17 protein-coding genes and 1 pseudogene are annotated in these 13,929 nt (G+C 36.9%); 7 read left to right on the top strand and 11 right to left on the bottom strand.

Annotated features, from left to right (window positions below; translation table 11 throughout):
- Positions 1-344 precede the first annotated feature (344 nt).
- The 4 genes from V7266_RS18375 to V7266_RS18360 form a co-directional block, all read right to left on the bottom strand.
- A complete protein-coding gene (locus V7266_RS18375; RefSeq protein WP_335469738.1) occupies positions 345-857 on the bottom strand; it encodes a hypothetical protein in 513 nt (170 codons plus the stop codon).
- Positions 858-1,029: 172 nt separating this feature from the next.
- On the bottom strand, positions 1,030-1,668 hold the full coding sequence (locus V7266_RS18370) for an HAD family hydrolase (protein WP_335469736.1): 639 nt from the start codon (positions 1,666-1,668) through the stop codon (positions 1,030-1,032).
- Between the two features lie 125 nt (positions 1,669-1,793).
- Positions 1,794-2,066 (bottom strand): hypothetical protein, encoded by a 273-nt coding sequence (locus V7266_RS18365; RefSeq protein ID WP_335469734.1) that lies wholly within the window; start codon positions 2,064-2,066, stop codon positions 1,794-1,796.
- 243 nt (positions 2,067-2,309) lie between these two features.
- Positions 2,310-4,568, bottom strand: coding sequence for an excinuclease ABC subunit UvrA (locus V7266_RS18360; protein ID WP_335469732.1), 2,259 nt, complete (start codon positions 4,566-4,568; stop codon positions 2,310-2,312).
- Between the two features lie 379 nt (positions 4,569-4,947).
- On the opposite strand from V7266_RS18360, the gene V7266_RS18355 reads away from it, so the two are divergent.
- From V7266_RS18355 to V7266_RS18325, 7 genes and pseudogenes are all read left to right on the top strand, one after another.
- Complete coding sequence (locus V7266_RS18355) at positions 4,948-5,037, top strand: hypothetical protein (RefSeq protein ID WP_335469745.1); 90 nt, start codon at positions 4,948-4,950, stop codon at positions 5,035-5,037.
- A gap of 165 nt (positions 5,038-5,202) precedes the next feature.
- Positions 5,203-5,937: a hypothetical protein gene (locus tag V7266_RS18350; protein ID WP_335469731.1), complete on the top strand. Its 735-nt coding sequence runs from the start codon at positions 5,203-5,205 to the stop codon at positions 5,935-5,937.
- A gap of 70 nt (positions 5,938-6,007) precedes the next feature.
- Positions 6,008-6,466, top strand: a complete 459-nt coding sequence (locus V7266_RS18345) for a hypothetical protein (protein WP_335469729.1) — start codon at positions 6,008-6,010, stop codon at positions 6,464-6,466.
- Positions 6,467-6,593: 127 nt separating this feature from the next.
- Positions 6,594-6,971 carry an iron chaperone gene (locus tag V7266_RS18340; protein WP_335469727.1) on the top strand — a complete coding sequence of 126 codons (378 nt, stop codon included), beginning with the start codon at positions 6,594-6,596 and terminating at the stop codon, positions 6,969-6,971.
- 237 nt (positions 6,972-7,208) lie between these two features.
- Complete coding sequence (locus V7266_RS18335; RefSeq protein WP_420491446.1) at positions 7,209-7,598, top strand: CotD family spore coat protein; 390 nt, start codon at positions 7,209-7,211, stop codon at positions 7,596-7,598.
- Between the two features lie 253 nt (positions 7,599-7,851).
- On the top strand, positions 7,852-7,935 hold the full coding sequence (locus V7266_RS18330) for a YjcZ family sporulation protein (protein WP_335469742.1): 84 nt from the start codon (positions 7,852-7,854) through the stop codon (positions 7,933-7,935).
- A gap of 324 nt (positions 7,936-8,259) precedes the next feature.
- A pseudogene (locus tag V7266_RS18325) lies at positions 8,260-9,529 on the top strand (IS110 family transposase).
- A gap of 457 nt (positions 9,530-9,986) precedes the next feature.
- Here the strand turns inward: V7266_RS18325 and V7266_RS18320 are convergent.
- From V7266_RS18320 to ltrA, 7 genes are all read right to left on the bottom strand, one after another.
- Positions 9,987-10,337, bottom strand: coding sequence for a short-chain dehydrogenase (locus V7266_RS18320; RefSeq protein WP_335469740.1), 351 nt, complete (start codon positions 10,335-10,337; stop codon positions 9,987-9,989).
- Between the two features lie 169 nt (positions 10,338-10,506).
- On the bottom strand, positions 10,507-10,881 hold the full coding sequence (locus tag V7266_RS18315; RefSeq protein WP_335469725.1) for a DUF2750 domain-containing protein: 375 nt from the start codon (positions 10,879-10,881) through the stop codon (positions 10,507-10,509).
- 277 nt (positions 10,882-11,158) lie between these two features.
- Complete coding sequence (locus tag V7266_RS18310) at positions 11,159-11,686, bottom strand: hypothetical protein (RefSeq protein WP_335469723.1); 528 nt, start codon at positions 11,684-11,686, stop codon at positions 11,159-11,161.
- 106 nt (positions 11,687-11,792) lie between these two features.
- Positions 11,793-11,915: a hypothetical protein gene (locus V7266_RS18305; protein WP_335469721.1), complete on the bottom strand. Its 123-nt coding sequence runs from the start codon at positions 11,913-11,915 to the stop codon at positions 11,793-11,795.
- Positions 11,916-11,950: 35 nt separating this feature from the next.
- Positions 11,951-12,199 carry a hypothetical protein gene (locus tag V7266_RS18300; RefSeq protein WP_335469719.1) on the bottom strand — a complete coding sequence of 83 codons (249 nt, stop codon included), beginning with the start codon at positions 12,197-12,199 and terminating at the stop codon, positions 11,951-11,953.
- 204 nt (positions 12,200-12,403) lie between these two features.
- Positions 12,404-12,589 carry a hypothetical protein gene (locus V7266_RS18295; RefSeq protein WP_335469717.1) on the bottom strand — a complete coding sequence of 62 codons (186 nt, stop codon included), beginning with the start codon at positions 12,587-12,589 and terminating at the stop codon, positions 12,404-12,406.
- 258 nt (positions 12,590-12,847) lie between these two features.
- Positions 12,848-13,927, bottom strand: a complete 1,080-nt coding sequence (gene ltrA / locus V7266_RS18290; protein WP_335469715.1) for a group II intron reverse transcriptase/maturase — start codon at positions 13,925-13,927, stop codon at positions 12,848-12,850.
- Between the last annotated feature and the right edge of the window lie 2 nt (positions 13,928-13,929).

Below are 13,929 nucleotides of genomic sequence, written 5' to 3'. Positions count from 1 at the left end.
GTTTGAGAAGTAATTTGAGCAATCTTCTTATTTTGGTTATAATTCATTTTAAAGCCTCCTGGTATTAGAGAGATTTGTCCTTTTTGCTGGCCAGCGTCAGGACTCTCTCATTCTACCAAGAGGTTATTTTTTTGTTCAAACTCCATTTTCATTCATTACAGGAATGCTGCCCAGTTAGGTGAACAAGAAAAAGGGATTACCGCAGCATTCATGAGGCTCCATCTCGCAGGAACCCACTTCTTAAACTACTTCTTAACCCAGCCAATTTTGGTTTAACTGCAAATTTCAGTAGGATATAAATATTATTTATACATTGTAAAAAAGAACAGCGAAAATCCGCTGTTCTACTTAAATAAATTAAATGCCATTTTTGTGTTGGATTCAAATAAATCCGTAAATCCTTTTTGTGTAGTTTTAAATAGATTTAAAACCTCAACACGAAACTTTTTTTGCTGTTCGATATAATTTTTATATGATTGTTGGGACTGTTCTTGTGACTGAATTAATAAATTTAAACTTTCTTTGTATGGAGTAGAGGTTAACTGTTGAACACGGTTATATATTTCATCTAGTTGTGCATTCCACTTTTCGAAAGTTTGGCTTGCTTGCTCACCGAAAACTTTTTCAACATTGTTCTGTACATAATCGCGAACTTCTTCAATTAATTTTTTCTGTTGTTCCTGGATAAAGTCCATACCGCCAGCAATTTTCTCCAATGATTCTTTTTGTGTTGTAAATGCTTGAAGCAAAAGATTTTCTATTTCTTCTTGAGATGCGGTCACCTTGTCCAAACTGTTGGTCCAAATGTTTAATAGGGATTCACCAAAATTAGTAACGAACTCATTGTTTAATTCCATTAATAAAACCTCCTAATTATTATATAACCATATATGTAAATTACACCTATGTGAGAGGGTTGTCAAATGAATACTATAAAAAGTTCAAAAATAAAAATAATTTGGTGAATCTAAGAATACCTTTTTCGAATCGGTAGAAATAATTCAAAAATTGTCGATGAGATATAAACTATCACCATGAAAAAAAATACCAAAATAAAGCCGATGCGGAAGCTTTGCTAGGATAACAGATTAGAAATTTGGAGGGAGTTGAACTATCGAAAAAAATTGCATTAAAATTAAGTTTTTTTGCAGCTTCGATATTAGCCTTTGAGTCATCTATGAATATGGACTCTTCAGGTATTATTGAATATTTCTCTATTAATCGTTTATATATACCTTCTTCAGGTTTTACCATTTTTGCTTCATATGAGGCAACACCGCCATCGAAGTGTTTAAAAAAGGCATATCTCTTAGTTACATTTTCAAATGCTAACAAATGAAAGACAGACAAAAAATAAGCTTTATAACCTGAGTTTTTTACACTTTTCAGAATATCCACTGTATCTTCAATTGGTGTAAACAACTCATACCAATTTTCAAATGCAAGCCTTATCAGTTGCCCATTGTTATTGCTACTGTTAATAATAATATCTTTAGCTTCATCTTCTGTAATAAGCCCTCTGTCTAACAAATCCCATTCCTTACTTCGAAATATTTCTTTATATACTTCAGGAATTTTATCAGCAACAATATTCCTTTGTTTTAAATACACTTCTGGGTTCCAGTTCAACAATACATATCCTAAATCAAATACAATACTTTTAATCATTATCTGCTTTCCTACGATTTACGAATTATTATGTTTTAAACCTTATAGTACGAAAGAAACCTATTTCAATGTTACTTACTTCTTTCAACTATCCTGACCCGTTAGCATAATAAAGGAAAGAGGTATTACCGTTTTAATTGACTTTCTAGCAATGACAATAACTTTTTTTGTGATTTATTATTTTGAATCATTTTTTTTACACGTAAAGTGCTTTGTAAATAACCTCTAACATGTTTATTTGTAAAGAATAATTTATGATACTTCTCATCTTCATATATTTGTTTAAACCAACCTTGTTTTTTTAGTAATTCAATATTGTTGTCGATTTTTTTGGTATCTAACCCCGTGCTGCTTCCACCAAACAATACCTCTATTAATCCAAATAAAATATTAAGCATTGCAAATCCACTCCTAGTTATTGCATTTAACCAATTTTTCTAGAATAATTTCAACTATTTTCTCTTCTACTAAACTTCCAGCTATTTAAAGAAGGAAAAAGCGATTCTTCGCTATTGGAGAATCGCTACCAGAAGCTAAATTAGAATCTCTTTATGGCTCATTAATGATAGTAAGTCAGGAAAATACCATTAAACGAAAGGCTGCCGATATTACTGGCAGCCCTGGTTGAGGTTACTTATTATTTAACTTTTAATATGTTCCATCAAGAATCTTCTCGTTATCGACTGTTCCACATTGATGATCTGTAAAGGTGTACCCTCGAACACCACCTGGCCTCCCCTGCTGCCGCCTTCCGGTCCCATATCAATGATCCAATCTGCCTGGCTGATCACATCGAGGTTGTGCTCGATGACAATCACCGAATTACCGGCATCCACAAGGCGGTTCATGATTTCCAGAAGGTGACCGATATCTGACATATGTAGACCGGTCGTCGGCTCGTCCATCACGTAGATGCTGCCCTTCTTATGCAGTTCGCTTGCCAGTTTGATACGCTGGCATTCCCCGCCCGAGAGTGTGCTAAGCGGCTGGCCGAGTGTAAGATAGTTCAACCCTACATCACTCATCGCCTTCAGCTTCTTCACAACCTCTTTTTGCTGAAAAAAATCCAATGCCTGCTCCACAGTCATCTCCAGCACATCTGCAATTGACTTGCTGTTCAGCTTGTATGCGAGTACCTCCTCCTTGAACCGCCTGCCTCCGCAAACTTCACATGGCACCTCCACCCTGTCGAGGTAGGCAAGGTCTATATACACAACCCCCAGTCCTTGGCAGTTCTCGCAAGCTCCTTTCGAGTTGAAGCTGAACAACCCTGGGTTGACCTTGTTCGCAGAAGCAAACGCCTTGCGCACATCATCCATAATACCCGTATAGGTCGCGGGGTTCGAGCGTGTTGAAACACCTACCGCCGATTGGTCGATGACGATCGCCTCCGGATGCTGACGAAGGAACACTTCGTTAATTAGCGTACTTTTGCCCGAGCCGGCGACACCGGTAACTACTGTCAACACTCGGGTTGGAATATCGACACTCACGTTTTGCAGGTTGTGCAACGAGGCATCCTTGATGGAAAACTTGCCGGATGGCTGCCGAGAGTCGTACTTCAGCTGGAGCGGACGCTTCATATAGCTGCCTGTCAGAGTATCTGCCTCCAACAGTCCTTGGAAGCTTCCTTCATACATAATGGTCCCGCCGTCCCTGCCGGCGTGGGGTCCGACGTCGACGATATGATCCGCCACCTTGATCACATCGGGATCACGCTCGACGACAATCACGGTATTGCCCTTGTTACGCAGCTTCTGAAGCAACCCATTTAACCGGTGTACATCACGGGGATGTAAACCTACGCTAGGCTCATCAAAGATGTAAGTGACATCCACCAGGCTGCCGCTAAGATGTTTCACCATCTTGACACGCTGCGACTCACCGCCAGATAATGTATCCGTCTCACGGTCAAGCGTCAAATAGTCAAGTCCTATATCCACCAGATGCTGCAGCCGCTCCGTCAGCGACTTGAAGATCGGTGCGGCTCCCACGTCTTCAATCTCCCGAATAACACGAATGAGACTACCAACCTCCATGGAGGACATCTCCGCAATGTTGAGCCCATGGATTCTGCAATTAAGCGCAGCCTGACTGAGTCTTGCTCCGTGGCAGCTTGGGCAGGAACCCTCGGAGATGTAGGGTGCAACAGTTTGTTGTGTACGCTCGGAATACGCCTTAAGGTCCTTTTTAATATACTTGTTGGTGAACTTCTCGATGACTCCTTCCACGGTAATATTCACGGTCTTCCCGCCGAAATTCGTCGGCACTTTCCTCGCCTTGCTATACAGCTGTTGTTCCAGTTCCTCCTCCGAGTAATCACTCAACTTCTTATCGAGATCAAAGCCCAAGTTCACGAGCATGTTCAATTCCATGCTGTTCACTCCATAGCCCGGCAGCCTGATTGCCCCTTCATTCAACGACTTTGACATGTCCAGTGCCTTACTCATGTCGACGCGCATCTTGCGACCGGTTCCGTGGCACTCCGGACACATGCATTGCGGATCATTAAAAGAAAACATAGACGCAGATTCGACATAGGGCTGACCCACTCGCGAGAAGAGAAGACGGAGAAGAGGTGAGATATCGGTAACCGTACCCATCGTGGAATGGGAACCACCGCCCAAGCGTTTCTGGTCGACAATAACTGCCATGCTAAGATTTTCAATCGCGTCTGCATCAGGTTGTGGAACACGCGGCAGAAAGGTGCGGACAAACGTACTGAAGTTTTCGTTCAGCAGACGCTGGGATTCGGCGGCAATCGTATCGAAAACGATTGAGGATTTGCCGGAACCTGATACACCGGTAAAAATGGTGATTTTCCGTTTGGGAATGCGCAAAGAAACATCTTTAAGGTTATTTTCCCGTGCACCGCGGATTTCTATATATTCTTGGGTCATAAGTTAACTTCCTTTACTCGTATTAAGATCCTTATCGATGGCGATTTAAACAAAACGGATTCTCCGTTCTTAAGTGCATTTATTCCTCCTCTATAAAATAATTAAATAGTGTCACTTTTTCCTTCCAAAATTTCTCGTAAATGGATACCCAATCTTTAATTTGCCAACAAACCTAGCAATTTACAGCTTATTGGGTCAGCAATGGCTACATAAACATCACGCTTATGATTTTTCTCGTTCACAATCCTCCCTTACATTGGACACCTAATGTTATCTTAATTATAGGACACCATTTGGTGTCGTATCAAGCTGATTTCTAATCGGGCAGGCATCAACGAATGCATAGCACGCCTACCACTTATTAAATAATGGAGCGCCACTGGATGTTATTCAGAGTTTACTTGGTCACGAGAATAGTGAAACCACTCTTATTTACTCCAACTTTGCGGGAATATTAAACAGGACCTAAACAGGAAATATTTTTAAACTATGAAAAGGCGGTGCTTCTTTAAGCATCGCCCCTTTACTTCAAGTGCAATTCTCCACAAGAACAAACGGTTATGGGTATGAATGAACCTAAATAGGTTAACTATGTTTGTATATTACTTTGAACTTTATTTAATAGGTGAAAAATATGAACGAAAAACTTGTCAATAAAAATGTTCGACGTAAAAACTTTCATATGAATTCATTGAGTAACCATTATAACTTTTTAGTGAATCCTTGGATTCCAACGCTATGGTCCTTTATTTTCCCAGGGTTTGGACACTTGTTAACGGGAATGTACATCGAAGCCTATTTGCTAATGATATGGGAAATTATCGTTAATACACAATCCCATTTGAATCAAGCGATATTGTATTCATTTACAGGGAATACGAATTTGGCGAAACAAGTTTTAAATTTAAATTGGGCTTTAATGTACATTGCAGTATATGTCTTTGCAGCTTGGGACAGCTACAGGTCAAACGTTGATACAAATAATTTGTATGTCCTTGCTGAGAAGGATAAAGCTACAATCAAACCTATGGATTTATCAGGATTTTCTATTGTTTATTTAGAAAAATACAAGCCAAAAACGGTTGCCATTTGGACCGCTTTAATGCCTGGATTAGGGCAAATTTTAGTTCATAAGATACCAACAGGTTTTTTTATTTTAGGATGGTGGATGTTTCTTTGTTACCGTTCGAACCTTTGGTCAGCTATTTATTACACGTTTTTTGGATCATTTGATAAGACCATTTCCATTTTAAAACCTGAATGGTTCCTATTCATACCATCTTTATACATTTTCGCTATTTATGATGCATATTGTGCTTCAGTTGAGTTAAATAAAGTATTCAAGTTAGAGCAAGCCTTCTTTTTTTAAAGAGCAGTATCAAAGCAAACAGTTTAAATTACCCAGTAATCATTCAAAAATATATTAAGGTGATATGAAAATGTATGTCATTGCATCCTTCGAGCACTCTTTCCATTTAGAATTATCAATAAACGAACTGGAAAGCAAAGGGTTAAAAAAAGAGAATATATTTATTGTACCCTTAGTCCCTAAAATGGGTCAGTCAAAGATTTTTGACACTATTCATCGCTCAGATGGGATCAGCCTTTTTGATGCTCCCGCCATTTTAGGGACATTCTTAGCAGTTTTAGGAGCAATATACGGATACATATTAAATTGGGGTCCAATTATATGGGGACTTATAGGGTTAGGAATGGGATTTGTATTAGGATTTATTTTTGAACTAATAAACAGAAAAAAACTTAATAGAAAAAGAAGAATAGAATCTCCGACAGAAGTAGTTGTAATGGTAAAGTGTTATGAAAACCAATCAGAAATGGTTGCAGAAGTATTATATGAATACTTTGCCTTTGGAGTAGCTAAAGTCAATCAAGGGTAAAGATTAAGGAATAAATGGATGGTTTTATGACTATCCATTTTAATTGCCCATTAGCTAAGGTGGCACGATTGTTGAAGAAGAAATGTTATAATCTAAATAGCATTTCAAATTTGGAAGGTTAAAATTTATGGAAAAAAACAAAGTAAAATTTCAAACAGTTGACGAGTACATTAAGCAGTTTCCTGCAGAAGTTCAGGATACACTTCAAAAATTAAGAGTAGTTATAAAAAATGCAGCACCAGAAGCAGTAGAAACAATAAGCTATCAAATGCCAGCTTTTTCATTAAATGGAGCTTTAGTATATTTTGCGGCCTGGAAAAATCACATAGGATTCTATCCAACTTCCAGTGGAATGAATGCTTTTAAAGAAGAGCTGTCAGAGTTTAAAGGAACAAAAAGTTCAATACATTTTCCTATAAAAGCCCCCCTGCCTAATGAATTGATTAGTAAAATAGTGAAATTCAGAGTTGAAGAGAATACAATGAAGGCTGAGGACAGTATATAATACTTCAACTTATTGTGTAGTTAATTAATGAACCTATCGGAAATGGATATAAGAATAGGCTCAGTTGAGCTGAGCCACAGTTGTCGAGAAAGGTATTTTTCTCGGCAATTTTTAATGTTGTCAGAATTTATAGATTGTTAAATATTACAAAAATAGGTATACAACTAGTCCGCAGAAACCAAAGTTCACATAGTCTAATGATGTAACTAGATAAATTCATATGGAGGATGATTAACCATGAACAGAAATAGAAATTTCCCGCCAAATGCGTTTCCGAATGCGATGCCAAATGCACTGCCTAATCAGATTGCTCCGATACAACAAATGCCAGCGCCATTCTGCCCACCACCACCATGTCCACCACAATACTGCCCGCCTCAAGTATTTCCGGCTCAGTATGATCCACCGCTAGTTTCACCGGGGCAACAATATGTAAAAACAAATTTATTTAATAAAGTAGTTACACATTTACACCCTTCTCATACAACAACGGTTAACAAACTGCATGTTAATCATCAACACTATTTTCCTCACACAGAATCCTGTGTAAATGAATGCTGTGAAACACATACTATGTGCGGTGTTCCAGTCAACCCTTGTTGTCCGATGGGACCATTTGGATATTAGCTTATTAAAACCCCATTTTTTGGGGTTTTTTTATCATTTACTGGACATTTGCATAAACTAAAATCGTTCCTAGATACAATATCTCCTTGGTACCCATAGGGTACCTTTTTTATCTATTAAGTGGTAACAGGTTCGCAATAGATAACAAAAATTAATATCTTTCTTTAAAGTGCCATTAACAACCTTTTAAGATAATTCCATACTTGCCTCTTAGAAAAGGAGGTGAGTATCAATGAGCTACGACGGCGGAGGAATGGGTATAAGTTTTGCTTTGATTGTTGTTTTATTCATCCTATTAATCATTGTTGGAGCATCCTTCATGCGTGGAGGATACTAATGATTCTCTATGTAAAATAATGTCATTAAGAGGGTATCTAAGAATTTAATTAGTACCCTCTCTGTAATGCTAAAATTCGCAATATGTGTCAAATGCGAAGTTTTTAAGCCTAAAACCCTGTTAAACTATACTGCCCCGATAGTTAAGTACAACATTTCACAATATTTCTTTTGCAAAAAGAAAAAAAGCGACTTTCTTCTTGAAGTATCGCACCCGTTAGAATTCCTGTAGATAACTATTTTTCGCGTTTGAAAAAAATAGAGCCCCTCAGTAAGATGATTATACACACACAACACAAAATCATTCTTAGGAGGAAGCTCTAATATGAAGTTTAAAATGCAAGACAAACAAAATCAACTAATTGAAAGAATTTCGATCAAACATCTTATTGTCGGAATAGATATAGCCCAACAGTTTCACGTTGCTCGTGCCGTTAACTTCCGTGGCATTGTTATTGGTGATCCTCTAACGTTCGAAAATAATGAAGATGGCTTTGCTAGATTAATACAATGGATTAATCGGTTGAAAGCTTTAAAGGGCTTAGATACAACGATCGTTGGTATGGAGCCATCCGGACACTACTGGGTCAACTTATCAAAATGGCTTTATGAAAGAAATATTGAAGTAGTGACAGTAAACCCCCACACTTGTAAAAAGAAATAAAGAAAATCGAGATAATACCCAATCTAAAAGTGATAAAAAAGATGCCTTAGTTATCGCTGATATGGTGAAGAATGGCTATTATTCATTTATTCGCCCTTCTTCAGAAATCTTTGAAAAACTACGAGTCTTAATGTCTAATCGTGACATGACCGTAAAAAGACTTGTTAGTGCTGTAAATCAGATTAACCGTTGGGTAGATATTGTTTTCCCAGAACTTCGGCAAGTTTTCAAAGATGTTAATGGAAAAGGGACAATCGCAACACTTCGCTTATTCCCTACCCCACTTGAAATTAGTTCAATGAAACCAAAGGATATCGTGAACGGCTGGAAAACCTTAATGAAACGACAAGCTGGTTTAAGAAAAGCACAACTACTTATTGAATTAGCTACCCATTCGGTTGGTACACCACAAGCACTTGATGCTTATAAATTACACTTGGAACAATTACTTGAAGAATTTGATCTAGCTACAGCCCAACTGGAAAAAGTTGAAAAGGAAGTCACTGAAGTTCTTAAAAAAATACCTTTCGCTAAAAAATTGCTTTCCATTAAAGGCATAAGCGAAATTGCACTTGCAGGTATTTTAGGAGAAGCTGGAGATCTCAGTGGTTTCACTCATGGTAATTCTTTATTACGACATGCGGGGTTACATTTAGCAGAGGCTAGTTCAGGTAAATGGAAAGGACAAATTGTCCTCTCAAAACGAGGAAGGTCCCGTTTACGACGCTTTTTGTATCTAGCCACAATGAGCCTTGTCATGAACAACCCCGATTTTAAAGAATTACATTCTAATAATGTTAATGTAAAAAAGATGAAGAAAATGAAGTCCATCATGAAACTAATAAATAAATTCGCAAGAATTCTAGTAGGAATGGCAAGAAAAAATGAATCTTATCGTTCCGACAAAGTACAGCCTTTAATTTCAAAATAGCTGCTTAATAAAATTTCAACATATCTTCAATTACAGGTAAATTTATAAACTAATAGATAAATACATTTCGAATATTGGCTTATTCGGAGGATTTCAAAGAAAGTACGAAGGACCGGATTACTTAAGCATAAGGGCTCTGACCCGCTCCGTTAGAAAGACCGGCAATCTACCACTTGGATAGGTATGACGAAGGAATGAAAGGGCATTTGACCCGTTGAGACATGGGAGCGAAAACCTCCAGGGGTGGCGTGGAGAAAACGTACATTATATGGAAAATGATGGAGATATCACTACCTCCTTTATTTAAGTACGCCTTCATGTAGCCAAAATTCTAACAACGCCTTTCATCAGTCCCCTAAAGTTATTACAAGTGATTTGAAATCCTGCGAATAAGTGAGTATTTGAGAGATAATCGTATCTAACTGAGGGAGCTTAAGTACATTCCTTCACAAAAGGTTTATATTCCAAAGTGTATCATGTATTTATTTTCCTCTTTAGCCTTTATTATTTTAGAAGCTAACTGATTAAGTTCAGCAGAAATTTTATATATCGTTGAAGATGTAATCACATCATAAAACATCGATAAAGATTCATGTGGAATAATTGTAATTCCCCAGTAAGCTAACCCAAACTCTGGACGTTCAAGCGAATGAAAGTAGGTTCTCATAATAGATAAATGCTCATTTAAGTGAATAATAATTTCATCATCAACAGAAATACAATTATATTTTTGTGGTTCATAACCAATATTTCTTTTCACATTTTCAATATTATCAATTATTCCAAATTCATGAACAGGCATTATTATCGACCTCCTGATACACATAGTATTATGCTATTGCACTAAATTGCCCTTAAGTCCAATAATAAAAGCCGCCAAGATGGCAGCTGGACATTTAACTCTTGCACCCGTTTACTTTAAGTACACTTTTTCACAATCTTGCCCATTTCTTTTGATGTGGAAACGCAAACCCGCCTTAATAATTCTCTAACTCATTATTTAAATCCCTTAATAACACATCTATCTCCACCATTACTGAATCTTCATTTATTGGGAAAATGGATGGTTTAACTCTATCTTCCTTCATCCCAGCAAGCCATTCGTCAATAAATTCATATAAGTCAATCGGCTCAGCTTTGAATTTATTCCACTCATTAATGGCACAGTATTCTGCAAATTCCTTTTTAGGAAAGAAGGGAATTAACATATTTCCATCATCATCCTGTGCTGTTGCCCAACCATCATCATATAACCCCCAGACTTCCTCATAATCAACGACCTTTTTAATAAAATACTCATATCTTATATTTGGTGGCTTTTTAATGACCGATTCAAATTCTTTTTGGTTCATATTAATATCCTCCAGCTACTGCATTTTAAAAGGAATTTAACAAATTCTGCAATACTGATAAAAACACCTTCTAAACTCCGTTACTTGAATAAAGAAAAGCGACCCTTCATTATTGAAGAATCGCCCCAGTTAGTGTAAGTACAATCCTTAACAATATCCAATTATGTTTTGATGGGGGAAGGGAGCTGCAATAGCCCATACACTCCATTCTGCCACAGGCTTTATTAATACACTATAATTAGCACCAAAAAAGAACGTTGTGATTTCTCAACGCCTATTAAATAAGGTCAAACTCTGCTCCAACAGGATATAAAACGATATATTCTTCATCATCAGGATTTAAATAAGCAATTTTTGCACCCTGTAGTAAATTGTTATTTTTAAGCTCCTCTAAAATTGTTCGGGCAGCCTTTTCAACATCTACGACATAGTTGAAAATATTAGCTGTTCCACTCCCAATATCGCCACCATCACACGAACCATTACCTGTCCAACCTAAACATTCATTCATTAGGTCTTCAACAGAGTGCCTAAGTTTCAGTGCTGTTTGCATTTCATCTTCTTTGTAGCTGTATCGAACCACTAGCTCAATTAATTCGTCCTCTTCTAGATACTCAAAACCTTCGTTAACTTTTTCTTCAGCTAGTTCATCCATTACTTTTTCTGCCCTTTTAAACATCGGCAATTTTACTTCTTCTGTTTCTCCTGTTTCCCCGACGGTACCGTAATGGATGATTAAGGTTCTACCGTTTTGCCAAATTTCCCAGTAGATAGTTTCTTCTTCTTGCTTAATTAGCTTAATCAAATAAACACCACCATAAGTGACTAATTTTTTCTGTAATAGAACAAATTCAACATCGAATAAAGTATTCCTTCTTTTACTAAACTTCTACGTTTGTTGAAGAAGACCTCTAATTTGTATCAACTAATAGTTCCTCGATATATTCCTTTAATTCCTCTTTAATTTCTTCTAATGATTCATCAAGTAGTTCTCCGATAATCTTGCTTCCTGGTATTTGTTTTGAAATCGGCATACCTAAGAGAATGCGTTCACATTCCCATATTTTAATTATATGTAAGTCAATAAGCTATTTTTGTCAGTATTATCAGAAATGCCTATTGCAACTGAGGAACTATACCCAGGCTTAAAGTGGTCATCGCCCTCTTTATTGTAATCAGCATCAAATTGTAAGTTCTTCTTAGTAAAAACAGGTTTATTCTTATTTAACAATTTCTCAATATGTTCTTTTAATGCCGATTCAGTATTTTTTATCTTTATCTTTAGTTCTTCAGTGAAATCCTTTTGTTGATATTTCATCTTCAAATCTCTTCCCTTTTAATAGAATAAACTAAAAATTCTCCAAGGGTATTTAAAATCCTTCTTGAACTAAACTGCCAGCAGTTAGCGGACCAAGAAAAAGAGCCGCCGCCGCAGCCCCTTGTTAAACTCTTGCACCCGATAGTGAAAGAAGATTAAGACGATTTGATTGGAAAAAAGGCAAAAAAAAGCAAGTAGCCTTATTTATAATAGTCCTTTTGCCTCATATGAAATTTCTCCTGAAGGTAATCCCTTATCATCAATAATTAAATGGTTATACAGTTTTCGAACTAAACTTTTCATTTCTTCAGGAGAATAAGCTATTACGACAGCCTGTTCTTCCTGACCATTACCCGTGATTGTTACATGATACCTCGTTCTTGTTTGCAATTAAAAATCGCCTCACAATGAAATAAATTATGTTACTCTCCATATACCCACCCAGCACGCTGGTAAAACAAATTTCGTTAAGTATTGACAACAATTTGTGACAAAACATTTGTGACAAAACTTTACCTTGTTGTCTATTATCTTTTTTTAACTAGTCGAGTAGAAGGGAGCCTTTCTACCTTGCGGTAAATTGTACTCCTCCCCCCTCACAGAACCGTGCTTGCACTATTAATGCACACGGCTCCTCCTAGTTACCGTTCACATAATATAGCTTATCTCTTTTCTTAAGTCGTATATATTAACCTTAACTCTTGCGTAAGGTAATGGATATTTATTAAGAAAGAGTCTGAATTTATCCCAAGTAAATGATTTCCTTTGACTTCTTCTATTGAGCCATTTAAACAATAAGTACCCGATTTTGTCTCTGAATTTGTTTACACTTTGAGTATTATCTGTGATGCAATAATAGTTGTAATAACCTACTAGTGAGCGTTTGAATCTATCCATAATCATATGAATGTCTTTATTTCTGTTAATTTTCAACCATTCTTTAGTTTCTTTTAGTTTAGCTTGGACTTTCTTCCTGTTTGTTTTCCGTTTTACTCGAAATTTCCCTTGTTTACTTTTACCGCAATAGTGTGTAAATCCAAGGAAATCAAAAGTTGCTGGTTTACTTCTTCCCTGTTGATTTGCATTTTGCTCCGCAAACCGCCCGAAGGGTATGATTTTGGTTTTATCCTCAGCTATTTCTAGATTAAATTTCTTTAATCTCAAATTTAATGAATGGAAAAATTGCTCGGCTTCACTTTTATATTGAAAACAGCAAACAAAATCATCTGCGTATCTCACTATGTACCCTTGTCCCTTGCACTGTTTTCTAATCCTTTTCTCAAACCATAGGTCGAGGACATAATGGAGGTATACATTGGCTAATATCGGAGATATTACTCCACCTTGCGGTGTGCCTTTGTCTGTCTTGTATTTCTTGCGTTCCTCCATATATCCACCTTTAAGAAACCTACCAATTATTCTTCTTAATAGGTTAGGGTCAGCGATTCGCAGTTTTAAGAACTCCATCATCCATGTGTGGTCAACGTTGTCAAATAATCCTTTGATATCTACATCTACTACATAATTTACTGATCTCTTTTCAATATAATGGTTCAGTATTTTCAAAGCATCGTGGCAGTTACGATTTGGACGGAATCCAAATGAACAGTCTAGAAAATCATTTTCATAGATGGTATTTAGTATTTTCGTAATGCCTCTTTGAACAATCTTATCTTCATGTTCCGGAATTCCCAATGGTGTTTTCTTGTTTGAATTGAGCTTTGGAATAT

This window comes from Neobacillus drentensis (assembly GCF_036965645.1).
Classification (GTDB): domain Bacteria; phylum Bacillota; class Bacilli; order Bacillales; family Cytobacillaceae; genus Neobacillus; species Neobacillus drentensis_D.
This window is presented reverse-complemented; position numbering and strand designations above follow the sequence as displayed.

What these genes read in the sequence shown, in the direction of transcription:
- V7266_RS18375 (WP_335469738.1), bottom strand. Translation starts at nt 857, where the DNA reads ATGGAATTAAACAATGAGTTCGTTACTAATTTTGGTGAATCCCTATTA.
- V7266_RS18370 (WP_335469736.1), bottom strand. Translation starts at nt 1,668, where the DNA reads ATGATTAAAAGTATTGTATTTGATTTAGGATATGTATTGTTGAACTGG.
- V7266_RS18365 (WP_335469734.1), bottom strand. Translation starts at nt 2,066, where the DNA reads ATGCTTAATATTTTATTTGGATTAATAGAGGTATTGTTTGGTGGAAGC.
- V7266_RS18360 (WP_335469732.1), bottom strand. Translation starts at nt 4,568, where the DNA reads ATGACCCAAGAATATATAGAAATCCGCGGTGCACGGGAAAATAACCTT.
- V7266_RS18350 (WP_335469731.1), top strand. Translation starts at nt 5,203, where the DNA reads ATGAACGAAAAACTTGTCAATAAAAATGTTCGACGTAAAAACTTTCAT.
- V7266_RS18345 (WP_335469729.1), top strand. Translation starts at nt 6,008, where the DNA reads ATGTATGTCATTGCATCCTTCGAGCACTCTTTCCATTTAGAATTATCA.
- V7266_RS18340 (WP_335469727.1), top strand. Translation starts at nt 6,594, where the DNA reads ATGGAAAAAAACAAAGTAAAATTTCAAACAGTTGACGAGTACATTAAG.
- V7266_RS18335 (WP_420491446.1), top strand. Translation starts at nt 7,209, where the DNA reads ATGAACAGAAATAGAAATTTCCCGCCAAATGCGTTTCCGAATGCGATG.
- V7266_RS18330 (WP_335469742.1), top strand. Translation starts at nt 7,852, where the DNA reads ATGGGTATAAGTTTTGCTTTGATTGTTGTTTTATTCATCCTATTAATC.
- V7266_RS18315 (WP_335469725.1), bottom strand. Translation starts at nt 10,881, where the DNA reads ATGAACCAAAAAGAATTTGAATCGGTCATTAAAAAGCCACCAAATATA.
- V7266_RS18305 (WP_335469721.1), bottom strand. Translation starts at nt 11,915, where the DNA reads ATGCCGATTTCAAAACAAATACCAGGAAGCAAGATTATCGGAGAACTA.
- V7266_RS18300 (WP_335469719.1), bottom strand. Translation starts at nt 12,199, where the DNA reads ATGAAATATCAACAAAAGGATTTCACTGAAGAACTAAAGATAAAGATA.